At 66.9% G+C, this 22049-nt stretch carries 22 protein-coding genes and 1 pseudogene; 12 read left to right on the top strand and 11 right to left on the bottom strand.

Translation table 11 applies throughout. From position 1 onward, the window contains the following. Positions 1–2: 2 nt before the first annotated feature. Positions 3–800, bottom strand: a complete 798-nt coding sequence (locus Y590_RS15310) for an EAL domain-containing protein (RefSeq protein WP_060770610.1) — start codon at positions 798–800, stop codon at positions 3–5. Positions 801–921: 121 nt separating this feature from the next. On the opposite strand from Y590_RS15310, the gene Y590_RS15305 reads away from it, so the two are divergent. Beyond that, positions 922–3123, top strand: coding sequence for an FAD-dependent oxidoreductase (locus tag Y590_RS15305; protein WP_060770609.1), 2202 nt, complete (start codon positions 922–924; stop codon positions 3121–3123). Positions 3124–3225: 102 nt separating this feature from the next. After that, entirely contained in the window at positions 3226–3390 is a 165-nt protein-coding gene (locus tag Y590_RS25795) for a YqaE/Pmp3 family membrane protein (RefSeq protein ID WP_003603154.1), read from the top strand. On the opposite strand, the gene Y590_RS15300 is transcribed toward Y590_RS25795, so the two are convergent. Continuing rightward, the gene (locus Y590_RS15300) at positions 3387–4292 is read right to left on the bottom strand and encodes a LysR family transcriptional regulator (protein ID WP_060770608.1); all 906 of its coding nucleotides are present in this window, start codon (positions 4290–4292) and stop codon (positions 3387–3389) included. The two genes, Y590_RS25795 and Y590_RS15300, sit on opposite strands and share 4 nt — an antisense overlap. A gap of 121 nt (positions 4293–4413) precedes the next feature. On the opposite strand from Y590_RS15300, the gene Y590_RS15295 reads away from it, so the two are divergent. Further along, positions 4414–4860: a DMT family transporter gene (locus Y590_RS15295; protein WP_060770607.1), complete on the top strand. Its 447-nt coding sequence runs from the start codon at positions 4414–4416 to the stop codon at positions 4858–4860. An 8-nt stretch (positions 4861–4868) separates the two neighbouring features. On the opposite strand, the pseudogene Y590_RS15290 reads toward Y590_RS15295, so the two are convergent. Next, positions 4869–5042: pseudogene (locus Y590_RS15290) on the bottom strand (YjbQ family protein); the annotation flags it as partial. Positions 5043–5451: 409 nt separating this feature from the next. On the opposite strand from Y590_RS15290, the gene Y590_RS25790 reads away from it, so the two are divergent. Both Y590_RS25790 and Y590_RS25785 read left to right on the top strand, forming a co-directional pair. Next, a complete protein-coding gene (locus Y590_RS25790) occupies positions 5452–6756 on the top strand; it encodes an AAA family ATPase (RefSeq protein ID WP_083530870.1) in 1305 nt (434 codons plus the stop codon). Positions 6757–6777: 21 nt separating this feature from the next. Further along, positions 6778–7413 (top strand): RloB family protein, encoded by a 636-nt coding sequence (locus Y590_RS25785; protein ID WP_083530869.1) that lies wholly within the window; start codon positions 6778–6780, stop codon positions 7411–7413. 63 nt (positions 7414–7476) lie between these two features. On the opposite strand, the gene Y590_RS15285 is transcribed toward Y590_RS25785, so the two are convergent. From Y590_RS15285 to Y590_RS15275, 3 genes are read right to left on the bottom strand one after another with little or no spacing between them, the layout of a single operon-like run. Next, entirely contained in the window at positions 7477–8007 is a 531-nt protein-coding gene (locus Y590_RS15285; RefSeq protein WP_060770606.1) for a secondary thiamine-phosphate synthase enzyme YjbQ, read from the bottom strand. Beyond that, positions 8004–9908 (bottom strand): cisplatin damage response ATP-dependent DNA ligase, encoded by a 1905-nt coding sequence (locus Y590_RS15280; RefSeq protein WP_060770605.1) that lies wholly within the window; start codon positions 9906–9908, stop codon positions 8004–8006. Before Y590_RS15280 ends, Y590_RS15285 begins: the two co-directional genes overlap by 4 nt. Then, positions 9905–10963, bottom strand: coding sequence for a ligase-associated DNA damage response exonuclease (locus Y590_RS15275; RefSeq protein ID WP_060770604.1), 1059 nt, complete (start codon positions 10961–10963; stop codon positions 9905–9907). The genes Y590_RS15280 and Y590_RS15275 overlap by 4 nt, the downstream gene beginning before the upstream one ends. A gap of 45 nt (positions 10964–11008) precedes the next feature. Here Y590_RS15275 and Y590_RS15270 point away from each other — a divergent pair, with 45 nt between their 5' ends. Both Y590_RS15270 and Y590_RS15265 read left to right on the top strand, forming a co-directional pair. Next, on the top strand, positions 11009–12004 hold the full coding sequence (locus Y590_RS15270; protein ID WP_060770603.1) for a class I SAM-dependent DNA methyltransferase: 996 nt from the start codon (positions 11009–11011) through the stop codon (positions 12002–12004). Between the two features lie 35 nt (positions 12005–12039). Then, positions 12040–12798, top strand: a complete 759-nt coding sequence (locus Y590_RS15265) for a YoaK family protein (protein WP_060770602.1) — start codon at positions 12040–12042, stop codon at positions 12796–12798. Positions 12799–12811: 13 nt separating this feature from the next. Here Y590_RS15265 and arfB read toward each other — a convergent pair whose 3' ends face one another. Continuing rightward, positions 12812–13234 (bottom strand): alternative ribosome rescue aminoacyl-tRNA hydrolase ArfB, encoded by a 423-nt coding sequence (gene arfB / locus Y590_RS15260; protein WP_060770601.1) that lies wholly within the window; start codon positions 13232–13234, stop codon positions 12812–12814. Between the two features lie 31 nt (positions 13235–13265). Continuing rightward, positions 13266–13544: a BolA family protein gene (locus Y590_RS15255; RefSeq protein ID WP_060772312.1), complete on the bottom strand. Its 279-nt coding sequence runs from the start codon at positions 13542–13544 to the stop codon at positions 13266–13268. A gap of 167 nt (positions 13545–13711) precedes the next feature. Here Y590_RS15255 and Y590_RS15250 point away from each other — a divergent pair, with 167 nt between their 5' ends. From Y590_RS15250 to Y590_RS15235, 4 genes are all read left to right on the top strand, one after another. Next, positions 13712–14419: a J domain-containing protein gene (locus tag Y590_RS15250; protein WP_060770600.1), complete on the top strand. Its 708-nt coding sequence runs from the start codon at positions 13712–13714 to the stop codon at positions 14417–14419. 352 nt (positions 14420–14771) lie between these two features. Then, complete coding sequence (gene cobS / locus Y590_RS15245) at positions 14772–15755, top strand: cobaltochelatase subunit CobS (RefSeq protein ID WP_060770599.1); 984 nt, start codon at positions 14772–14774, stop codon at positions 15753–15755. A gap of 120 nt (positions 15756–15875) precedes the next feature. Beyond that, positions 15876–17783, top strand: coding sequence for a cobaltochelatase subunit CobT (cobT, locus tag Y590_RS15240; protein WP_060770598.1), 1908 nt, complete (start codon positions 15876–15878; stop codon positions 17781–17783). A gap of 93 nt (positions 17784–17876) precedes the next feature. Beyond that, entirely contained in the window at positions 17877–18287 is a 411-nt protein-coding gene (locus Y590_RS15235; RefSeq protein ID WP_060770597.1) for a DUF4260 domain-containing protein, read from the top strand. 23 nt (positions 18288–18310) lie between these two features. Here the strand turns inward: Y590_RS15235 and Y590_RS15230 are convergent, their stop codons facing one another. Together Y590_RS15230 and Y590_RS15225 are read right to left on the bottom strand one after the other, a co-directional pair. Further along, positions 18311–18517 (bottom strand): hypothetical protein, encoded by a 207-nt coding sequence (locus tag Y590_RS15230; protein ID WP_056118039.1) that lies wholly within the window; start codon positions 18515–18517, stop codon positions 18311–18313. A 95-nt stretch (positions 18518–18612) separates the two neighbouring features. After that, positions 18613–19536: a transporter substrate-binding domain-containing protein gene (locus tag Y590_RS15225; RefSeq protein ID WP_060772311.1), complete on the bottom strand. Its 924-nt coding sequence runs from the start codon at positions 19534–19536 to the stop codon at positions 18613–18615. Between the two features lie 96 nt (positions 19537–19632). Here Y590_RS15225 and Y590_RS15220 point away from each other — a divergent pair, with 96 nt between their 5' ends. Next, complete coding sequence (locus Y590_RS15220; RefSeq protein WP_060770596.1) at positions 19633–21501, top strand: glycosyltransferase family 2 protein; 1869 nt, start codon at positions 19633–19635, stop codon at positions 21499–21501. Here the strand turns inward: Y590_RS15220 and Y590_RS15215 are convergent. Beyond that, positions 21452–22042, bottom strand: coding sequence for an SCO family protein (locus tag Y590_RS15215; RefSeq protein WP_060770595.1), 591 nt, complete (start codon positions 22040–22042; stop codon positions 21452–21454). The two genes, Y590_RS15220 and Y590_RS15215, sit on opposite strands and share 50 nt — an antisense overlap. Positions 22043–22049 lie beyond the last annotated feature (7 nt).

Genomic DNA, 22049 nt, shown 5'->3' with positions numbered 1-22049 from the left:
CGTCAGGCGACGCGCTTCACCGGTGCGCCGTCGGCCGCGAAGCCCGCCACCGGCGGCAGGGCTTCCAGCGCCGGACGGGCGAAGTGGTAGCCCTGCAGCAGGTCGATGCCGAGGCCGTGCAGCGCCTCGGCCTCGGCCGCGGTCTCGATGCCCTCGGCGATCACCGCGACGCCGAGCGCCCGCGCGATCTGGTTGAGGCCGCCGACGATGGTGCGGCGCCCGGCATCCGCATCGATGCCGCGCACGAGATCCATGTCGATCTTGATCAGGTCCGGGCGGAAATTGGCCAGCAGGCCGAGGCCCGCATAGCCCGCGCCGAAATCGTCGAGCGCCGTGAAGAAGCCCTGTCGCCGGTACTCCGTGACGATCCGCTGGACATGGGCGATGTCGTGGAAGCGCTCGTTCTCGGTGAATTCGAAGTTGAGCCGCCCGTTGTCGAAGCCGACGCGGCGGGCGGCCTCAAGCGAGGCGCGAATGCAGGCCGCCGGCTCGTACACGGCGTTCGGCATGAAGTTGATCGACAGCTTGGTATCGCCGCCGGGCGGGAACAGGCGGCCGGCGAGCTCGATCGCCTTGACCCGCGCCGCCTGATCGAAGCGGTAGAGCGTCTCGTCGGTGACCCGCGACAGGATCGAGCCGGCCGACTCGCCGTCCGGTCCGCGCACCAGCGCCTCGTAGCCCCAGACGCGCGCATTGGCGACGTTGACGATGGGCTGGAAGGCCATGGTGAAGGAAAAGTCGAGATCCGCTCCATCGCGGCAGGCTCGGCAGGCGGTTCGCGGTCTGGCGTCCGTCGTCATGATCCGTCTGGGGTTTGGTGTGGAGAGCCGGGTCCAGTCGCGCACCCGTTGCATCCTCCATGACGGCTCCCTCCCCTTAAGAATCCGATACGGCCAGGCTCTTTTCCTTCGAGGCTCCGCGATGACCGCAACCGAGAATTTCCGCTTCGAGACCGATGCCGACGGCATCGCGCTCGCGACCTGGGACATGCCGGGCCGTTCGATGAACGTCATCACCATGGAGGTGGTGGCGGAACTGGAGCGGATCGTCGACACGGTCGTCGCCGACGAGGCCATCAAGGGTTGCGTCATCGTCTCGGGGAAGAACAACTTCTCCGGCGGCGCCGACCTCACCATGCTTCAGGGGCTCGGGGTCGAGTACGAGCGGCTGAAGGCGAGTGAGGGCGAGGCGGTGGCCATGCGCCACTTCTTCGAGGAGTCGCGGCGCCTCAGCCTCGTGTTCCGCAAGCTCGAAACCTGCGGCAAGCCGTTCGCGGCGGCGGTGCACGGCCTGTGCCTCGGCGGCGCCTTCGAGCTGGCGCTGGCCTGCCACCACCGGGTGCTCGCCGACGACGACAAGACCCGTGTCGGCCTGCCCGAGATCAAGGTCGGCCTGTTCCCCGGCGGCGGCGGCACGCAGCGCGTGTCCCGTCTGATGCAGACCGGCGACGCGCTGCAGATGCTGTTCAAGGGCGAGCAGATCCGCGCGCTCATGGCCAAGAATATGGGGCTGGCCCACGCCGTCGCCCCGGCCGCGGAGATCGTTGAGCGGGCCAAGGCCTGGATCCGCGAGGGCGGCTCGGCGGTGGCACCGTGGGACGTGCCGAAGTTCAAGGCGCCATCCGGAAAAGTCTACTCGCCCGCCGGCATGATGATCTGGCCGCCGGCCAACGCGATCTACCGCCGTGAGACCCACGACAATTATCCGGCCGCCAAGGCGATCCTGGCGTCGGTCTACGAGGGCCTGCAACTGCCGATGGATCTCGGCCTCCGGGTCGAGAGCCGCTACTTCGCCCATATCCTGCGCACCAAGGAAGCGCAGGCGATGATCCGCACCCTGTTCATCTCCATGGGCGAGATCAACAAGGGCGCCCGCCGCCCGAAGGACGTCGAGGCGACCAAGGTCGGCAAGGTCGGCGTCATCGGCGCCGGCTTCATGGGCGCGGGCATCGCCTACGTCACGGCGCAGGCCGGGATGCAGGTCGTGCTGATCGACCGCGATCAGGAGGCCGCCGATGCCGGCAAGGCACATTGCCACAAGCTCATCACCGGCCAGATCAACCGCGGCAAGGCCAAGACCGCCGACCGCGACGCCCTGCTCGGCCGCATCACCGCGACGCCCGATTACGGCGCCCTGTCCGATTGCGACCTCGTGATCGAGGCGGTGTTCGAGGACCCGAGCGTGAAGGCCGAGGTGATCGCCAGGGTCGAGGCGGCGCTGCCCGCACACGCGATCTTCGCCTCCAACACCTCGACCCTGCCGATCTCCGGCCTCGCCCAGACCTCGAAGCGGCCCGAGCAGTTCGTCGGCATCCACTTCTTCTCGCCTGTGGAGAAGATGCTGCTCGTGGAGATCATCCGCGGCAACCAGACCGGCGACCGCGCCGTGGCCACCGCCCTCGACTATGTGCGCGCGATCAAGAAGACCGGCATCGTCGTCAACGATTCCCGCGGCTTCTTCGCCAACCGCTGCGTGCTCGCCTACATCCAGGAGGGCCACAAGATGCTTGCCGAGGGCGTGCCCCCGGCGATGATCGAGAACGTGGCGCGGATGGCCGGCATGCCGGTCGGCCCGCTCTCGCTCAACGACGAGGTGGCGCTCGATCTCGGCCTCAAGATCATGCGGGCGACCGAGGCGCAGCTCGGCGAGGGCGCCGTCGATCCCGATCAGAAGCGGCTCCTCGTCGCGATGGTCGAGACGCATGGCCGGCTCGGCCGCAAGAACAAGCGCGGCTTCTACGACTATCCCGAGGGCGGCCAGAAGACGCTCTGGCCGGGGCTCGCCGAGATCCAGCCGAACCGGCTCGACCCGGAGGGCATCGACATCGACGAACTGAAGCACCGCTTCCTCGTGGTTCAGGCGCTGGAGGCTGCCCGCACGATGCAGGAGGGCGTCGTGACCGATCCGCGCGAGGCGGATGTCGGCTCGATCCTCGGCTTCGGTTTCGCCCCCTTCACCGGCGGCGCGCTCTCCTACATCGACTTCATGGGCGCGAAGGCCTTCGTGGCGCTGGCCCGACAGTTGGAGGCCCGGCACGGCGCCCGCTTCACCCCGCCGGGCAACCTTCTGACGATGGCCGAGTCCGGGGGGCGCTTCTACGACGCGCTGAAGCAGGCGGCGTAGCGATCGGCTGGCCCTCCCCTCATGGGGAGGGCCGCCATGCGGAACCGAACCGCTCCGCTTTCGTTCACCGCCCGACCGCACTGAGCGAACCGGAGTTTCCCGTTGTCGACCCTCATCAAGATCCTGATCGCGTTCTTCCTGCCGCCGATCTCGGTGCTGATGACGCATGGATTCGGGATTCAATTCCTCTTCAACATCCTGCTCTGCCTGCTGTTCTACCTACCGGGCTCGATCCACGCGCTCTACCTGCTGCTGAGCGACCGCTAACCGGATCCCATCGTCAGCCTGAGGGCGTCGCGCTGCGCCCTCAGGTGATCCATGAGGCGCTGCGCGATCCGGCCCGGTGGGCGACCCGCCGGGTGGGTCATCACGGTTTGGATGGACAGACGCGGCCGGAACGGCCGCAGCACGATCGGCAGGCCCGTGAGAGTCCGCGCCGGTAGTGGATCGACGATGGCCATGCCCAGGCCTTCGGCCACGAGACCGCACCGCGCCGCCGTGTATTGCGCAGTGAAGACGAAGAGCGGCGCGATGCCGGCCTGCGCGAACGCTTCCTCGACCCTCTGCTGAAACACGCCCGGCGTGCCCGCGATCATCGGTTCGCCCGCGAGGTCCGCGACTGTAATGGCCGTCTTGCTCGCCAAGGCGTGGCCGAGGGGCACCGCACACACCGCTTCGGTGGCGAGGAAGGATTCGCTCCTCACCCCTTCATGGCCTGGACGCGACCGCACGAGGCCGACATCGCACTGATCGGACGCCGCCCAGGACCAGATCGTTTCCGGGCTCGGCACCAGCACCGCGACGTGAATGCCAGGGTGTTCCTCGTTCAGTCTGCGGATGGCGCGGGGCAGCAGGCGCGCTGCCAGCGAGGGTTGGCAGGCAACGCGCAGCGGACCGGTGCCGAGGTCACGGATCCGGCCTGCTGCCTCGCGCAAGGCATCGAGCCCGGCATAGGTCCGCTCCACCTCTCGGGCGAAGGCTTCGCCCTCCCGCGTCGGCAGAGCGGCGCCGTGGCCGCGCACGAACAGAGCAAATCCGAGATCGGTCTCAAGCTGCGCGATGGCGCGGCTGACATGCGGTTGGCCGATGCCGAGCGCGGCGGCGGCCCGCGTCATGCCGCCGTGGCGCAGCACCGCGCGAAACAGGTCGAGATGGGCCGGGTTCATCATGCCTCATCTGCATGGAAAGCTGCATCTTAGGAATTTGACGTCATGGGGCTTCGCGGGTGTCAATGCGCCGACCACGTTCCGCCGGACGCCGGCTGCACCACCCGATAAGGCTCAAGGGCCGATGCTTCGTCTCCTGCTCCCCTCCCTCCTCGCCATCGCGGCGGGCGTCAGCATCGTCGTCCAGCAGGTGCTGAATGCCCGCCTGCGCGCGGATCTCGGCTCCGCGGCCTGGGCCGGTTTCGCGAGCTACGCTGTCGGCCTCGCCTGCATGGCGCTGCTTGCCCTGGCTCTGCGCGATCCCCTGCCCGCGACGAGCGTGGCGGCGCGGGTGCCGTGGTGGGCCTGGAGCGGCGGCCTGTTCGGCGCGCTCTTCATCGGGCTGGCCATCGTTCTCGTGCCGCAGCTCGGCGCCGCGGCCTTCATCGCGCTCCTCGTCGCCGGTCAAATGCTGGCCTCGGTCACCTTCGACCATTTCGGCTGGATGGGGCTCGCCCAGCGCCCCCTCGACGGTCCGCGCCTGATCGGTGTCGCGCTCCTCGTCGGCGGTGTGATTCTGATCCGGCGCTGAAAGCGGCTTCAGGCGCCGACGGCGTGCAGCGCGATCTCCCGCCGATGCGCCCGGTCGCGGTGCTCGATCAGGTAGATGCCCTGCCACGTGCCCAGCACCAGGCGACCGTCGCTCACGGGGATGGTGAGGCCCGAGTCGGTCACCATCGTGCGGATATGGGCGGGCATGTCGCCCGGCCCCTCGCTATAAAACGCAATCCAAAGCCGCTATGGATACTCAGTAGGCTGGGGCTCGCGTTGATGCCGACAGCGTTCTTATATGTCTGTATGTCCACCAAGGTACAGGAGCAGGGCGACTCTCTGCGCCGTCAGTAGAGTCTAAGACCGCCTTACGGTGATGTAACATCTGATCAGAATTACCCTGATGTGACGTTATCCGCTGTCACATTGCGCCGTCACCTTAGGGCGTACGCTAATGAAATGCTTCTAGTGTCAGGTGTTAGTCGAAAGCCTCGTGGGGGCTATGCGTACCTTCGGCGGATAGGTACGTACCCCGTTGCGTGCTCGTGCACCAAATTCGTGGACTTTTCACATTTTTCGACCGACAAGAGGAGGCGCTCTCCGAGGCGCCACCGTCCGCTGGACAGTTAGAATGCTCATCGCTTACCGTTTTAAAAATTTTAAATCGTTCAAAGACGGGGGAAGCCTGTCCCTCCTTTCCCATCGCGCGGACAAGACGCTTCCCGATTGTCTGTTGGTTCCGCCTGTTAAAGCAAAGCTACCTTCGAAGATTTTGCCAGCAATAGCCATATACGGCGCAAATTCCGCAGGTAAGACGAATGTTCTTCAAGCATTGAGCTACCTTCATGATGCGGTGCTTGAATCTCATCGCTTATGGAAACCTGGCCGTGGTACAAAGATTTCCCAGTTTGCTGGAAAAGACAGTTATAAGACCCCGGCTGTCATCGAGGTTGACTTTTTAATTGAAGAAACAAGGTATAGCTATGGCGTTGCTGCTTCCTCCTCATTGTTCGAGGAGGAATGGCTAATGGCATATCCAAACGGAAAGGAGGTTTTAGTTTTTTCGAGAAGGACGCAAAGAGGTGACGCTGGTAAATTTATTACCGATATTGAATATGGCCCCGCTTTCGGTGAGGAAGGGCCATTCGTACCTTCTGTTGTCCGGAAGACTAGAGAGAACAGTCTAGCACTTTCTGTTGCGGCGCAGGAGAACCACCCTGTGTGCCGGATAGTTTATGATTGGTTTCAAGATAGAATTAGCTCTGTGAATTTGCCCGGACCACCAGAGCGTATGCATTCTATGCTTACAGCGCAATTGCTCCTTGAAGATGAGGAGATGAAAAAATCTGTTCTATCTCTCATGCGCGTTGTAGAGCCGGGTTTGATCGATATTCTGATAAAAAAGAATGATGAACCCTCATATCCCGAGGCTATGAAGGGTATGCTACAGGAAGAAGCTCTTTCAATTTTTGAGTCAAGCTACGGATATAGCATAAATTTTGCAGTTAAGTCTGGAAAGTCAAGAATCCTTCTTCCATACGAGGTTCAATCTAAAGGCTTCAAAAAATTCTTCTCTATGGTGGCGAGGGTACTGTTTGGTCTCCGGTCTGGAGATGTTGTGATTGTAGATGAGCTTGAAACCAGCATTCATCCGCATCTTGCCAGGATGATTGTTGAGTTGTTCCAGAATAAGGACGTGAATAAGGCTGGTGGTCAAGTCGTTTTCACGACACATGATACCAATTTGCTCGATCAATCCTTGCTTAGGCGAGACCAAATTTGGTTCGTTGAGAAAGTACATGCTAAGTCAAAGCTCTACTCTCTCCTTGAATTTGCCCCGAGGAAGGATGAGAATCTTGAGCGAGGATACCTTCGCGGAAGATACGGGGCGATACCTGCACTTGGATTGAATTTAGAAGAATTGCATTCGCACTAGCTTGGGTTGAAGGATAGTATCATGCCCAAGCCTACGCACCGCTTCGGAAGCAAACTTGCGTCACGCAAGCAGGGAAGAAGGTCCGCTCGGATAAGGGTTATTGCTGTTGGCGTCGACGGCGAGCGCACGGAATATCGATATTTTATGGGATGGAAGCTCAAGCTCGGCAACGTCGGCGCTGATATCAGACCATACTATCTTCGAAGTGGCGGTAATGCTTTGGAAGCTGTAGAGGCTTGCAGGGACTGGGCCGCTAGCGAGGGTCCATTTGAGGAAGTTTATTGCGTTTGTGACGTCGACGACACATCTCCGCAAGATTTATCTGATGCTGTAGGTATATGCGAAAAGGCTCAGATCACCCTTTGCGTATCTACTAGATCATTTGAAGTCTGGCTTGCGCTCCACTGGGAGAAAATATCGCTTTCCCCCCTTGTTAACGAGAAAGACGCGATCAATTTGGTTTCTAAACATCACAACAAATACTGCAAAAAAGAAAAGGAAGTTGATTTTGCGGTCCTGTTTCCTATGACCGAGCAGGCATGTCGTAATGCTGATTGGCTATCTAGGCAAGGCATTAGTAACCCCGGAACGAATGTTCATGTCTTGGTATCGAGGCTGATGAAGTTGTACAAAAAACGCAGCGTCCTCAAGGGCTAGTAGTGTGCCTCAACTGCTGGATCGTCGCGTGTGGCTAAAATCCGTGCGGGCGGATTTAAGATTTTATGTCCCGATGGCGGTAATGATGATCTCACGCAGGTGAGGCCGATCGCGATGTTCGATAAGGTATATCCCTTGCCACTGCCCCAATCCGAGTTGTCCAGAGTTAATGGGGATGGATAAGCTAGAGTCAGTCAACATAGTCCGGATGTGCCCTGGCATATCATCTGGTCCCTCTGCCGAGTGAACGTATCGTCGGTGGCTTTGTAACCGGTTCGGCCCCTCCATACCGTGGACGTACTGCCCGTGTCGCGGCGCAAGCCCGTCGAGCGCGGTCATCAGATCGACCCGCACATCCGGGTCGGCGTTCTCCTGGATCGTCAGCGACGCCGAGGTGTGCCGGCAGAACACGCTGACGAGGCCGGAGCGGAGGCCGCTCTCCGCGACGAAACCCGCCACGGCCTCGGTGACATCCGTGAAACCCGGTCCGGGCGTCGCGACCGTCACCCGCGCACTCGCCTGCCGGGTCACTTCGGCCGTCGAAAACCCTTCGAGCGGCCCGATCTTTCCGCTGGTTCTGCCCGCCTGTCTCATTCCGATGCCTCCAACGCCGCGCCCGGCGCGACCTCGCGCTCGCCGCGCGCCAGAATCCGTTCCAGCACATCGACCCGGTCGGCCTCCGCCGCCGGCTTGTCCCAGCGGATGCGGCTGACGCGGGGGAAGCGCATCGCCACGCCCGATTTGTGCCGGGTCGAGCGCTGCACGCCCTCGAAGGCGATCTCCAGCACCAGCCCGGCCTCGCGGCCGTAGGCGACCTCGCGCACCGGGCCGAACCGCTTGGTCGTATGGTTGCGGACGTAGCGGTCGAGCTTTTGCAGTTCGGCATCGGTGAAGCCGTGATAGGCCTTGCCGACCGGCACCAACTCCTCGCCTTCCGCCCCCTCGCGCCAGCAGCCGAAGGTGTAGTCGGAGTAGAAGGACGAGCGCTTCCCGTGGCCGCGCTGGGCGTACATCATCACGGCATCGACCACGTAGGGCTCGCGCTTCCACTTCCACCACGGCCCCTTGGGACGGCCCGGCAGGTAGGGGCTGTTGCGCCGCTTGAGCATCACGCCCTCGATGGCGTCCGCATCGGCCCCCGCCCCGGCGGAGGCCGGATCGGCGCGCGCCGCGGCGACGTCGTCCCAGGTCGCGAACGACACCACGGGCGAGAGGTCGATCCGGGCGTGGTCCAACCGCTGCACGAGGGCCTCCAACCGGGGGCGACGCTCGGCGAAGGGCAGCGGGCGCAGGTCCTCGCCCTCGGCCGACAGCACGTCGTAGGCGCGGACATGGGCCGGGAACTCCTCCAGGAGCTTGCCCGTCACCGCCTTCCGGTTGAGCCGTTGCTGGAGCACGTTGAAGCTCTGGACGCGTCCCTCGCGCAGGATCAGCAATTCGCCGTCGAGGGCGCCGTCGAAGGTGATCGCCTCGGCGAGATCGGGGAACGCGGCGGAGATGTCCTCGCCGGTGCGCGAGTAGACTTTTTGGACCTGCCGGCCCTGGCTGTCGCGCCCGCCCGCGAGCTGGACGCGGATGCCGTCCCATTTCCACTCCGCCGAAAACGCCTCCGGTTCGAGTTTGTCGAGGTCTTCGAACTCCTCCACCGGGTGCGAGAGCATCGGCGGCCGGAACGGGGCCGGGTTGCGGCTCTCCGGCCGCTCAGCCCTGCCCTCCACCCAGGCGAACAGCTCGGGATAGGGCGGCCTGAGCCCGTGCCAGACTTCCTCGACCGCATCCGCCTCGTGGCCGCCGAGCGCGCCGACCGCCGTCTTGGCCAGACGGGCCGAAACGCCGACGCGAAGGTTGCCGGTGACGAGCTTGAGAAGCGCCCAGCGCCCGGTCTCGTCGAGGGCGTCAAGCCAACGGGCGAGATGCTGCGGGAGTTCGCGCTTCGGGGTGGTGGCGAGGGTTTCGACGACCTCGGCGAGGGGGGGGACGCAGAGAGGAGGGTTATTGTGGCCGATGCCAGGGGCGTCCCCTCTCCCCGCTTGCGGGCAGAGGGCTTCGGCGACCGCGTCGTCGGCAGAGCGAGCCGGCCGGCGATGGTGAGGGGGCGATTCCGGAAGAGCCTCGTCCGTCAAGGCCTCCTCACCCTCGCTGCCGCTTGTCGCGCCGACGACGCGGTCGTCGCGACCCTCTCCCCGCATGCGGGGAGAGGGGGAAGCATCCGGCGATTCACCCGGGCCCGGCCAGATCAGCGCCGTGGTCTCGGCGAGGTCGCCCACGTAGTTGTGCGAGAGCGAGAACAGCACCGGATCGACCCGCTCTTCCACCAGCCCGCGGATCAGCGCCGGCTTGGCCTCGCGGAAGGTGAGTCCGCCGGTCATGGCGGCGAGCGCCCAGCCGCGCTCCGGGTCGGGGGTGCCGGCGAAGAAATCCTGGAGCAGGCGCAGCTTGGCGTTGCGGCGCGGCTCGTAGGCGAGTCGGTCGAGGAGGTGGGCGAAGTCGTTCACGCCGAGGCCTCCTCCATCCGCGGGTCGTGTCCCGGATCGGGCTCGGCCTCGCCGTCGTCGCCGTAGCCCAGGAGGTGCAGCGGCTTGGCGCGGATGCCGCGCGTGCCGCACCAATGCACCAGCGCGTCCTCCTGGCCATGCGTCACCCAGACCTCCTCGGCCCCCGTGTCGAGGATCGTCCGGCACAGGTCCGGCCAGTCGGAATGATCGGAGATGACGAGCGGCAGCTCGACGCCCTTCTGCCGGGCGCGGGCGCGCACCCGCATCCAGCCCGAGGCGAAGGCGGTGACCGGATCGGGGAACTTGCGCGACCACAGATCCTGAATCGAGGACGGCGGGCAGAGCACGATGGCGCCGTGCAGGGTCTTCCGGTCGGCCGCCCCCACCTTCGGCGTCTCGCCGAGCGGTACGCCCTCACGCTTGTAGAGTTCGGTCAGCTTCTCCATCGCCCCGTGCAGGTGGATCGGCCGGTCCCACCCTTCCTCGCGCAGCAGCGCCATCACCCGCTGCGCCTTGCCCAGCGCGTAGGCGCCGACGATGTGGGCGCGCTCGGGAAACAGCGTCACCGAATCGATCAGCTTGCGCACCTCGCCCCGCGTGTCGGGATGACGGAAGACCGGCAGGCCGAAGGTGGCCTCGGTGATGAACACGTCGCAGGGCACCACTTCGAACGGCAGACAGGTCGGATCGTGCGCGCGCTTGTAGTCGCCGGAGACGACAAGGCGTTTGCCCTCGCGCTCGATCGCGATCTGCGCCGAACCGAGCACGTGGCCGGCGGGGGCGAAGAACACGGTGACGTCGCCGATCCGCATCCGTTCGCCGAGCGGTGCCTCCTGGCGGGTCGTGCAGAAATCCTCGCCGTAGCGCACGGCCATGATCCGCAGGGTCTCGGGCGTGGCCAGCACGGTGCCGTGGCCGGCGCGGGCGTGGTCGGCATGGCCGTGGGTGATCAGCGCCCGCTCGACCGGCCGCGTCGGATCGACGTGGAAGCGCCCGAGCGGACAGTAGAGGCCCTCGCGGGTCAGGGTGAGGAGATCGGAGGCGCGCTGCGACATCGGCCGGGATATAGGGCGGAGGTTTCCCAAGGCCGCAAACGCACGATGTCCCGACAGCGCTCCTCCGGCGATCTCCTCGCCGACCGCCGTTACGCCTACGCCGAGGCCTGCCTCGCCGAGGACGACCCCGCCGGGGCGGCGGAGATGGCGGAGCAGACGCTGGAACGCGCTCCCGGCTACGCGCCCGCCTGGTTTCTGCTCGGGCGCGCCCGCGAGACCCTGTTCGGGCAAAGCCGGGACGCGGCCGACCGGCTCGCGGCGCTCGCGGCGTTCGGGCGGACGCTCGAACTCGATCCCGAGGACGCGCTGGGCAGCCGCCTGCATCGCGCCGCGCTCGGCGCAGGCGATGCGCTCGCGGCGATCACGCCAGCCTATATCCGCGCGCTGTTCGACGGCTACGCCCCGCGCTTCGAACGGCATCTCGTGGACGAACTCGGCTATTGCGGGCCGGCGCTGATGGTCGCGGCACTCGACGCGCTGGCGCGGCCGGACCCGTCTTGTGCGCCGCAACACTTCCCGAACGGGCTCGATCTCGGCTGCGGTACCGGGCTGATGGGTCGGGCGCTCGCGGGTCGGGTCGGGCGCCTGGCCGGTTGCGACCTCTCCCCTGCCATGCTGGCGCTGGCCGGCCGCATCGGGCTCTACGAGCGTCTTGCCGAGGCCGGCCTCGTCACGTTCCTGGCTGCCGAGCCGGCGGCCTCCGCCGACCTGATCGTGGCCGCCGACGTCTTCATCTATCTGGGGGATTTGACGTCGGCCCTGTCTGGGATAGCCCGCGTGCTGCGGCCCGGCGGGCTGGCCGCCTTCACCGTCCAGTCCCCGCTACGGGAGGAATCGGGTGTCGTGCTCGGTGCCGACGGGCGCTACGCCCATTCCGACACCTATCTGCGAGAGGTGGCCGAGCAGGCTCGTCTGGTCATCGCCGAGATGCGCCCGGCGGCCATTCGGCGCCAAAGCAAGTCGGACGTGCCGGGGCGCATCTTAATCCTACACAAACACTTGATTTCTGTCTGTGCAATGGACGCAACCGGACAGCCGTAATACCGTTGTGCTGCGGAGCAACATCAGAGGAACCGATGGCTGACGAGTCGAACAAGGCCTTTCCGGCAAGTCCAGTAACGCGTGTCCCGATCGCGCTGATGCTGGCAGGCACTGCAGGTGCAGCCGACTCGATCGGCTTCCTCGAATTTTCCCAGCTCTTCATGTCGTTCATGAGCGGCAACACCACGCGGTTCGGCGTGGCCGTCTCAGGCTTCGACTGGGACGGCACCACCCGGTTCGCCAGCGTGATCGCGCTGTTCTGCTTCGGCGCCTGCATCGGCACGCTGATCGCGGCCTGGTCCGGCCGGTTCCGGCTCTCGGTCCTGCTGATCATCCAGGCCGTGCTGTTCGCCATCGGCCTGTTCGTCCCGTTCGGCAGCACGGCCTTCCCGCTCCACGCCTACCCGATCGTGCTGGCGCTCGGCATCCAGAACGCGACGCTGCAGGACGAGGCGGGCCGCAGCCTCGCCATCACCTACGTCACGGGAACGGTGGTGCGCTTCGGTGCGGGCATCGCCAACCTGATCCTGCACAAGCCGGCCCCCTCGTTCTGGCTGCAGGCGCCGCTCTGGGGGGCGCTCAGCACGGGCGCCGTAATCGGCGGCTTCCTGCACGGCTGGTACGGCGAGCGGGCCTTCCTGTTCCCGGCCGGACTCGCGGCGCTGCTGGCTTTGATCTCGCTGGTGCTGACGGTCCTGCTCAAGGACACGCCCTACGTCTCGGGCGTGGCGGCTCCGCAGCCCGACGCGCATCCCGAGGCGAAGCCGACGGCGACCGTTCCCGCCGCGACCTGACGCCCGGCGACCGTCAATCGTCCCCAGGGCCGCCGCGCAGCCGTTTGACGCTGCTGCGGCGGCTCTTTTCGTCGAGGCGCCGCTTCTTCGAGGCCAGCGTCGGCCGGGTGGCGCGGCGCGGTGTCGGCGGCACCGCCGCTTCCGCCACCAGCGCCGCGAGCCGTTCGCGGGCATCGGCCCGGTTGCGCTCCTGCGTGCGGAAGCGCTGGGCGTTGATGACGAGCACGCCCTCCCCCGTCAGCCGCCGGCCGGCGAGCCGCATCAGCCGCACCGCCACCGCATCGGGCAGGCTGCGGGAGCGGCGCACGTCGAAGCGGAGCTGCACCGCCGTGGACAGCTTGTTGACGTTCTGTCCGCCCGGGCCGGAGGCGCGCACGAAAGTTTCCTCGAGTTCGGCCTCGTCGATCTCGATCAGCGGCGTGCACTGGAGCGCCACGGCGGGTTTCCTTCCTTGAACGCGTTCGGCCTCAGCCGGCCTCGCCCGGCGTTCGGGCCCGCACCGCCAGGGCGTGCAGCCCGCGCTTGAAGGCCTCGTCGAGAAGTCCGTTGACGATCCTGTGGCGTTCGACCCGGCTCTTCCCTTCGAAGGCTGCCGACACGACATCGAGCCGGAAATGGGTCTCGCCCTCCGGCCGGGCGCCGGAATGGCCGGCATGCAGGTGCGACTCGTCGGTCACATCGAGCGCGGTCGGCGCCAACTCGGCCTCCAGGCGCTCGGCGATCCAGTCCTTCATCGTCCCGGTCATCATGTCCTCGCTCTGAGCGGAAGCGCTACGGCCGTGCATCGGCCGTGTGTCGGAGGCGTTTGTCCGGCGCGGTCCCGGCACAAAAGCGTCAACCCCGGATCGATGCATGCGGCATCAGGCCCAACGGCCTTTTCGTCGGCGCCTCCGCCCCTCATAATCGGCCCGTCATGGATCTCAACTCGCCGCTGTTCGACCGCATCCGTATCAAGCCGACCTGTGACGATCCCAAGCCGGGAGCGAAGGCGGGGGCGAAGGCCGGCGCGCGCGCCAAGGCCGGTGCGGCCACGGCCGAGGCGTCCTGCGAGGCGGAAGGCTGCACCCATCCCGGCCTCTACCGCGCCCCCAAGGGCCGCAGGCAGGAGGGGCAGTACTGGCGCTTCTGCATCGACCACGTGCGCGCCTACAACGCCTCCTACAATTACTTCGACGGCATGAACGATGCCGCGGTCGAAGCCTACCAGAAGGATGCGATCATCGGCCATCGGCCGACATGGTCGATGGGCATGAACGCGGCGGCCGCCACGGCCGAGGCGAAGGCCAAGGGGGCAAAGGGCGCCCAGCCCGAGGCCGAGCGTGACTGGGCCTATGCCGACCCGCTGGGAATTCTGCGGGCGAACGGGGTCGGCGGCGGGGCCGCGGGCCGGCGTCAGGCCGAGCCGGAGCCGCAGCGTCCCCGTCACTCGGCGGCGGTGCGCAAGGCGCTCGACGTGATGGGGCTCGACGAGACGGCCGATACCGCCGCGATCAAGGCGCAGTACAAAACGCTGGTGAAGCGCTTCCACCCGGACGCCAATGGCGGCGACCGCTCCTTCGAGGAGCGCCTGCGCGACATCATCCGCGCCCACGACGTGCTGCGCGCCGCCGGGCTGTGCTGACCCGCGCCGCCCGCCCTGGCCGGCACCGAGTCCGGTGCGAAGGGTGCGAACCCGGCGCCGCGAACGGGCAATGCGCCGAATGCCGGTCCGCCCGGCGGCGGGTGGGGCAGCAAATGTCCGCGTGCGCCCTATATTTCTTGGATACCGCTTCTATGTGAAGCCGGCTTCCCCGGATGATCCCTCCGTTTCGCCGCGCCCTCTTTCTGGCTGAGCCCCCTTGGCGATGCCGAGGGGCGGCGATTAAGGAAGACATCCGCCCGCTTCCCTGTGGGCCGCCCGGCAGGTGAGTGACGATAGAAAGCGCGGTCGCGCGGGGTCACGCCCGTTCCCGGCCGCCCCGATGAGGTTCCGTATGCTGTCTGACGAAACGCCCGCTTCCCTGCCCGACCGCCAGGTTTCCGTCCGCGAGGTGTTCGGCATCGACCTCGACCTGAAGGTGCCGGCCTATTCCGAGCCCGAGGAGCACGTGCCGGATCTCGATCCGGACTACATCTTCGATCGGGAGACGACGCTGTCGATCCTGGCGGGCTTCGCCCGGAACCGCCGCGTGATGGTCACCGGCTATCACGGCACCGGCAAGTCGACGCATATCGAGCAGGTCGCGGCACGGCTGAACTGGCCCTGTATCCGGATCAACCTCGACAGTCACGTCTCGCGCATCGACCTCGTCGGCAAGGACGCCATCGTCCTGAAGGACGGCAAGCAGGTCACCGCCTTCCAGGACGGCATCCTGCCCTGGGCCTTGCAGAACAACGTCGCGCTCGTGTTCGACGAGTACGATGCCGGCCGCCCCGACGTGATGTTCGTGATCCAGCGCGTGCTGGAACTCTCCGGCCGCCTGACGCTGCTCGACCAGAAGCGGGTCATCCGCCCGCATCCGGGCTTCCGCCTGTTCGCCACCGCCAACACGGTCGGCCTCGGCGACACGTCCGGCCTCTATCACGGCACCCAGCAGATCAACCAGGGCCAGATGGACCGCTGGTCGATCGTGACCACGCTGAACTACCTGCCGCACGACCGCGAGGTCGATATCGTGCTCTCGAAGTCGCCGCACTACCGGAGCGAGGGCGGACGCGACACGGTGAGCCGGATGGTGCGCGTGGCCGACCTCACCCGCAACGCGTTCATGAACGGCGACCTCTCGACCGTCATGAGCCCGCGTACGGTCATCACCTGGGCCGAGAACGCCGACATCTTCCGCGACATCGGCTTCGCCTTCCGGGTGACGTTCCTCAACAAGTGCGACGAGCTGGAGCGGCCCCTGGTCGCCGAGTTCTACCAGCGTGCCTTCGGCAAGGAACTGCCCGAGAGCGCGCTCAACGTCGCCTTGAGCTGACCTGACGGTGGCGTCCCCGCCCACGCTCGGCGTGCGGCGGGGACGGCGCCCCTCTCCCCGTGACCGGGGGCGATCCCCCGGCCGGGCCTCCGAACTCGATCCGGTGGCGTCCGCGAAGATATGGCCCTGACCAACCGCCCCAAGACCGGCGACCGCAAGGAGCCCGGCGCCGAGCCGCTGAAGCGCTCGGTGGCCGGCTGCCTGCGCGCCATCGCCAAGCGGCCCGATATCGAGGTCACCTATGCCAGCGATCGGCCGGCGCTGATCGGCGACAAGGCGCGCCTGCCGGAGCCCACCCGGCGGATCACCGCCGAGGACGCGGCGATCCTACGCGGGCATTCCGATTCCATGGCCCTGCGCCTCGGCTGCCACGACACCAGCGTCCACCGCCGCCTCGCCCCCGACAACGCCGCCGCCCGCGCGGTCTACGACGCGGTCGAGCAGGCGCGCGTCGAGGCGATCGGCTCGCGCCGCCTGGAAGGCGTGGCCGCCAACATCACCGCGATGCTGGAGGACCGCTACCACCGCGGCGGCAAGTACGAGAACATCACCGACCGGGCCGACGCGCCGATGGAGGATGCCGTCGCGCTGATGGTGCGCGAGCGCCTGACCGGCCAGAAGCCGCCGCCGGCCGCCGCCCGGATCGTCGAGCTGTGGCGCGAGCATATCGAGGCACGCGCCGGCAAGAACCTCGACGGATTGCTCGGTGCGCTCGAGAACCAGCGCAGCTTTGCCCGCTCTGTGCGCGATCTGCTCTCCTCACTCGACATGGCCGACGAGACGCCCCTCGATCAGGACGATGAGAGCGACGACGACGAGAACCAAGCCCAGGACGACGAGCAGCAGCCGAGCGAGGGCGAGGCGGAGGAACAGAGCCAGGGCGACCGCGCCGAGATCGAGGTGACCGACGAGGCCACCGACGAACTCGATGAGGGCGCCACCGAATCCGCCGACGCCCCCTCCGGCGAGCTGCCGGAGGAGGCCGAGGACGCGGAGTCGGAGGAGGCCTCCGAATCCTGGCGCCCGCCGAGCCAGCGCGGCAACGAGCGGACCGGCCCCGACTACAAGGTCTACAACCCGCGCTTCGACGAGACCGTCGAGGCCGAGGATCTGTGCGACGCCGAGGAGCTCGCGCGTCTGCGCAGCTATCTCGACAAGCAGCTCGCCCACCTTCAGGGTGTCGTCGGCCGCCTCGCCAACCGTCTCCAGCGCCGCCTGCTGGCGCAGCAGAGTCGCGCCTGGGACTTCGATCTCGAAGAGGGCCAGCTCGATCCGGCCCGGCTCGTGCGCGTCGTCACCGATCCGTTCCAGCCGCTCTCCTTCAAGCAGGAGAAGGACACCGACTTCCGCGACACGGTGGTCACGCTGCTGCTCGACAATTCCGGTTCGATGCGCGGTCGGCCGATCACCGTGGCTGCGACCTGCGCCGACATTCTCGCGCGCACGCTGGAGCGCTGCGGCGTGAAGGTCGAGATTCTCGGCTTCACCACCCGCGCCTGGAAGGGCGGCCAGTCCCGCGAGGCGTGGCTCGCCGGCGGCAAGCCGCCCGCCCCCGGCCGCCTCAACGACCTGCGCCATATCATCTACAAGAGCGCCGACGCCCCCTGGCGCCGTGCCCGAAAGAACCTCGGGCTGATGATGCGCGAGGGGCTCCTGAAGGAGAACATCGACGGCGAGGCGCTGGATTGGGCCCACAAGCGCCTGCTGGCGCGGCCCGAGCAGCGCCGTATCCTGATGGTGATCTCCGACGGTGCGCCGGTCGACGACTCGACGCTCTCGGTCAATCCCGGCAACTACCTCGAGCGCCACCTGCGCTACATGATCGAGGAGATCGAGACCCGCTCGCCGGTCGAACTTTTGGCCATCGGCATCGGCCACGACGTGACGCGCTACTACCGCCGTGCCGTGACGATCATCGACGCCGAGGAACTCGGCGGCGCGATGACGGAAAAGCTCGCCGAGCTGTTCGAGGAGAACACGGGCGCGTCGCGCGGCGGTGGGACGAAGCGGGTCGCCGGGCGGCGCTGAACGGGCGGTTGTTCGGAGCGGCAAAGCTCCGGTTGGCAAGCGGTCTTCGTCGTCCTACCGTGTGGAAGCGTTGCCTCCTGCGAGGATCTTCCGATGTCGGGTGATGTGCGTGGCGTGCCGCGCCTGCTCCTCAGGATCGAGGGAGCGGCGCTGTTCGTCTGTGCCCTCGCCGGGTATGCCTGGATGGGCCAATCCTGGTGGCTGTGGGCAGCCCTGATCCTTGTCCCCGACCTCAGCATGATCGGGTATCTGGCCGGTGCCCGAATCGGCGCGGCGAGCTACAACGCGGCTCACACGACCGCGGTCCCGCTCCTGCTGCTGGCAGCCTCACTGGTCCTCGGAAGTCCGATGGCGGCCGGGCTGGCTCTCGTCTGGCTGGCGCATATCGGGCTCGATCGCGCCGTGGGGTACGGGCTGAAATACGTCGGCGGCTTCAAAGACACCCATCTCGGCTCGCTTGGACGGGCGGGAGAGAAGGCGAGCGTGAAACTCAGCCGCGTTTAACGCGAGCGCTGGCGCGCGGACGGTTATTTCTTGCGGTCCGAGCCGTCCGCTTCCATGCGGCTCAGGATCATCCGGCCCTCGAAGCCGTCGAAGCCGCCGCTATAGGTGAACCGGTTGAGCGCGAGCTGCTGTCTGCGCTCCGAGGTCAACTCGCTGCCCTGGTGGAGACGGTGTGCGTTCCCGATATGCCGCCGCCCCTTCGCGGGGGGGGTGCTGTACGGCTTCGGCATTCACGCGCTCCCTTCGGTCCTGCGTTCGAGTTCGATTCGTATCTCAAACTAGAGAACGGCACCGCTTCGCGACAGGTGCCACGATCCGGACCGCGTCAGAACGGACTGATCGGGAAAAATCGCAGATACAGCTCGGCGTATTTTCCGTCGTCCCATACCCGCTGCAATGCGTCGTCGAGGGCACGGGCCAAGGCCGCGTCCTCGGTGCGGGTGACGAAGCCGATGCCTTCGCCGAAATAGCGATTCTCGAGATAATCGCCGCCGGAATAGGTGCAGCAGCCCTCCGCCTCCTGGCCGTTCAGCCAGAGCGCGAGGCTCAAGCCGTCGGCGAACAGGTACTCGACCTCGCCGCGCTTGAGCGCGCTCTGGGCCGCCGAGAGATCGGTGAATGTCTTTCGCGTGGCGTTGGAGAAGAAGGCCTTCAGATAGGCCTCGTGGGCGCTGCTCTCGACGATCCCGACGCTGCGCCCGGCGAGTGCGGTCACCGAGGGGGCGGGTAGGCTGCGGTCCTTGCGGGCGATGAAGCGGGCCGGCCAGCGGAAATAGGGCCGTGTCGCCAGGAACCGCGCGCGCAGGCCCGGTGTCAGGGGCACGGCGGCGGCCACAACGTCGCCCTGCTTGTCGGCCAGCGCATCGAGCAGCGTGTCGAAGCGGCGCGCCTGCACCGTGCACATCACCGTCAGACGCTCGCAGACCGCGCGGGCGAGTTCCACGGCAAAGCCGGTCGGCGCACCGTCGGGGCCTGCGAAATGGAGCGGCGGAAACTCGTCGTCGGTCATGAACCGAACCGCCCGCCCGGTCTGAGGCGCCTCGACCCGCTCGCCGCGGGCCCGGGGATTCCAGAAATTCGGAATGCTGACCGTTGGGGCCGCTGGGTCGGACGGCTGTTGTGCCTCTGCAACATTGGTTAATAAAACGATAAGGGTTGCCGCCAGTATCCGCCGCACCCTGTGGTGGCGGATTGACCCTTCGGTTGTCGGAGTGGAGCAATACACGTCCATGGAGAGGTCCTGGCCCATGCCCCTCCCTAGCACGGCGCGGGCCCGCGGGAAGCCGTTGCCCTGTCCGACCTCGACCGCCGTCGGAGCAGCCGCGCCGCTCCGCTCCCGCCGGAAATCGGCTTCCTCGCTACCGAGGGCGTATCCCTCGAGACGCTGAGCCGGGCCGCCATCATCGCCCGTCGCTGCGGCACCGATGCCGCCACAGCCCTCCTCAACGAGGGGCTTCTCTCCGAGGAGGCGTTCTACCGCGCGCTCGCCCGCCGGCTCGGGGCGACATTTCTCGTCGGGCCTCTCGCGATCGGCGAGGGCGTTCCGCACGCGCGCTGTCTCATCTCCGGCGCCGCGCCGCTCGCGGTCTGCGAGGGGGGTGAAACCCTCGTCGCGGCACCGCGCGGAGCCGCGGTGGCGCGACTGATCGCGGCGGCGGACCGGTGGGCGGCGCCTCCGGCCATCACGACCCCGACGGCCCTGAGGCAGGCCCTGTTCGCCCGGTACGGGGCCGCCATTGCCGAGGACGCGTCCGAGACCCTGGGGCGTCTTCGTCCCGAATGGTCCTGCCGGCCCGGCCCGCTGGCGATCGACCTTGCCTTGGCCGGCGGCGTGCTCGCCCTCGTCGTCCTGCTCGCCCGCCTCCCGACGGCGACGGGCTTTCTCCTGCTGCTGCTGGTGCAGGGTTTGATGCTGTCTCTGCTGACCTTCCGCCTCGCCGCGGCGGCGATCGGGGCCGCCGAGATCGTACGCGCCGATGCATCCGAGCCGAGGCCGGTTCTGCTGACGGACGATGCGCTCCCGACCTACACGGTTCTCGTGGCCCTCTACCGGGAGGCGCCGGTGGTGCCGCGTCTTCTGCGAGCCTTGCGCCGGCTCGACTATCCGGCGGCCAAGCTCGACATCAAGTTCCTGCTTGAGGCCGACGACGACGAAACCGCCGCAGCGTTACGCGTGACACCGCTCCCGGCTCGCTTCGAGATCGTCACCGTGCCGGAGGGGATTCCGCGCACCAAGCCGCGGGCACTGAACGTGGCCCTGCCGCTCGCCCGCGGCGAGCACCTCGTGGTCTACGACGCGGAGGATGTGATCTCGGCCGAACAGCTTCGCCTCGCCGCGACGCTGTTCGCCCGTGCGCCGGCCTCGACCGCCTGCCTCCAGGGCCGTCTCGTGATCGACAATCACGGCGATGGCTGGCTGCCGCGCCTGTTCGCCATCGAGTACGCGGCTCTGTTCGACGTGCTCGGCCCAGCCCTGGCCGCATGGCGGATGCCGACGCCGCTCGGCGGCACCTCGACGCATTTCCGCACCTGCGTCCTGCGCAAGCTCCACGGATGGGATGCCTGGAACGTCACCGAGGATGCCGATCTCGGCCTGCGCATGGCGCTCGCGGGCTACCATGTCGGCGACCTGCCGAGCGCGACCTTCGAGGAGGCGCTCGCCCATCCGCGCAAGTGGCTGCGCCAGCGCACCCGTTGGATGAAGGGCTTCCTGCAGACGAGCTTCACCCACGGGCGGCGCCCGCTCGACCTCTATCGCCGCCTCGGCGCCGCGGAGAGCCTGTGCGTGCTGGCGCTCCTGCCCGGCACGGTGGTCTCGGCCCTGTTCTATCCCGTCATGCTGCTCGGCGGCTTCGCCGACCTGATCATGCCGGACGAGGGCGGCGACAGCCTCGCCATCGTCAAGCGGGCGGCCTCCACGACGGTGTTCCTCGGCGGGCTCGCGGCGATGTGCCTGCCCGGCCTCGTCGGCTGCCTCCGGCGCGGGTGGTTCGACCTCGTGCCGCTCGTGCTGCTGCTGCCGGCCTACTACCTTCTCGGCAGTCTCGCGGCGTGGCTCGCCGTGTTCGAGCTGGCGCGGCACCCGCACCGCTGGAACAAGACCGAACACGGGCTGGCCCGCACCTCCCGCACGGGAGCGCTCGCGCGGCGCCCCTCGGCCGTCTTCAAATCCGCTTCGCCAACTCCGCCGCCGTCTCCGCTGCCGGCCGGTTGAGGTTGACCGCACCGACGAAGCCGTTGCGGGCGTCCATCAGGTAGACGAGCGCGGTGTGCTCCATCGTGTAGTCGCCGCTCGAACCCGGCACCTTCTTGGCGTAAGCGCGGAAGGTCTTCACGGTCGCTGCCACCTGCTCCGGGCTGCCGGTGAGGCCGACGATGCGCGGATCGAAGCTCGACAGGTAGGTCTTGAGCGAAGCGGGCGTGTCGCGCTCGGGATCGACGCTGACGAAGGCGACCTTCAGCGCATCCGCCTTGGGGCCGAGCGCCGCCAGCACGTCGCTGATCTGCTGGAGCGTGGTCGGGCAGACATCGGGGCAATGGGTGAAGCCGAAGAACATCAGGTAGGGCTTGCCGGCAAAATCGCGCTCGCTGACCGTCGCACCGTCCTGGTTCACCAGGGTGAAGGGACCACCGATGCCGCTCGGGCCGCTCTGCGGATGCTGCGGCACCAGCGTCATCACCAGCGCGATGGAGATCGCCACGAGGCCGGCCACGAAGGCGGCAAGCGGCAGGAGAACGCTGCGGGACGGACGCATGGGGGCC

The organism is Methylobacterium sp. AMS5, from assembly GCF_001542815.1.
In the GTDB taxonomy this organism is placed as follows: domain Bacteria; phylum Pseudomonadota; class Alphaproteobacteria; order Rhizobiales; family Beijerinckiaceae; genus Methylobacterium.
This window is presented reverse-complemented; position numbering and strand designations above follow the sequence as displayed.

Coding starts and splice junctions, on each gene's coding strand:
- Y590_RS15310 (WP_060770610.1), bottom strand. CDS start 800: ATGACGACGGACGCCAGACCGCGAACCGCCTGCCGAGCCTGCCGCGAT.
- Y590_RS15305 (WP_060770609.1), top strand. CDS start 922: ATGACCGCAACCGAGAATTTCCGCTTCGAGACCGATGCCGACGGCATC.
- Y590_RS15300 (WP_060770608.1), bottom strand. CDS start 4,292: ATGATGAACCCGGCCCATCTCGACCTGTTTCGCGCGGTGCTGCGCCAC.
- Y590_RS15295 (WP_060770607.1), top strand. CDS start 4,414: ATGCTTCGTCTCCTGCTCCCCTCCCTCCTCGCCATCGCGGCGGGCGTC.
- Y590_RS25790 (WP_083530870.1), top strand. CDS start 5,452: ATGCTCATCGCTTACCGTTTTAAAAATTTTAAATCGTTCAAAGACGGG.
- Y590_RS25785 (WP_083530869.1), top strand. CDS start 6,778: ATGCCCAAGCCTACGCACCGCTTCGGAAGCAAACTTGCGTCACGCAAG.
- Y590_RS15285 (WP_060770606.1), bottom strand. CDS start 8,007: ATGAGACAGGCGGGCAGAACCAGCGGAAAGATCGGGCCGCTCGAAGGG.
- Y590_RS15275 (WP_060770604.1), bottom strand. CDS start 10,963: ATGTCGCAGCGCGCCTCCGATCTCCTCACCCTGACCCGCGAGGGCCTC.
- Y590_RS15270 (WP_060770603.1), top strand. CDS start 11,009: ATGTCCCGACAGCGCTCCTCCGGCGATCTCCTCGCCGACCGCCGTTAC.
- Y590_RS15265 (WP_060770602.1), top strand. CDS start 12,040: ATGGCTGACGAGTCGAACAAGGCCTTTCCGGCAAGTCCAGTAACGCGT.
- Y590_RS15255 (WP_060772312.1), bottom strand. CDS start 13,544: ATGACCGGGACGATGAAGGACTGGATCGCCGAGCGCCTGGAGGCCGAG.
- Y590_RS15250 (WP_060770600.1), top strand. CDS start 13,712: ATGGATCTCAACTCGCCGCTGTTCGACCGCATCCGTATCAAGCCGACC.
- cobS (WP_060770599.1), top strand. CDS start 14,772: ATGCTGTCTGACGAAACGCCCGCTTCCCTGCCCGACCGCCAGGTTTCC.
- cobT (WP_060770598.1), top strand. CDS start 15,876: ATGGCCCTGACCAACCGCCCCAAGACCGGCGACCGCAAGGAGCCCGGC.
- Y590_RS15235 (WP_060770597.1), top strand. CDS start 17,877: ATGTCGGGTGATGTGCGTGGCGTGCCGCGCCTGCTCCTCAGGATCGAG.
- Y590_RS15230 (WP_056118039.1), bottom strand. CDS start 18,517: ATGCCGAAGCCGTACAGCACCCCCCCCGCGAAGGGGCGGCGGCATATC.
- Y590_RS15225 (WP_060772311.1), bottom strand. CDS start 19,536: ATGGGCCAGGACCTCTCCATGGACGTGTATTGCTCCACTCCGACAACC.
- Y590_RS15215 (WP_060770595.1), bottom strand. CDS start 22,042: ATGCGTCCGTCCCGCAGCGTTCTCCTGCCGCTTGCCGCCTTCGTGGCC.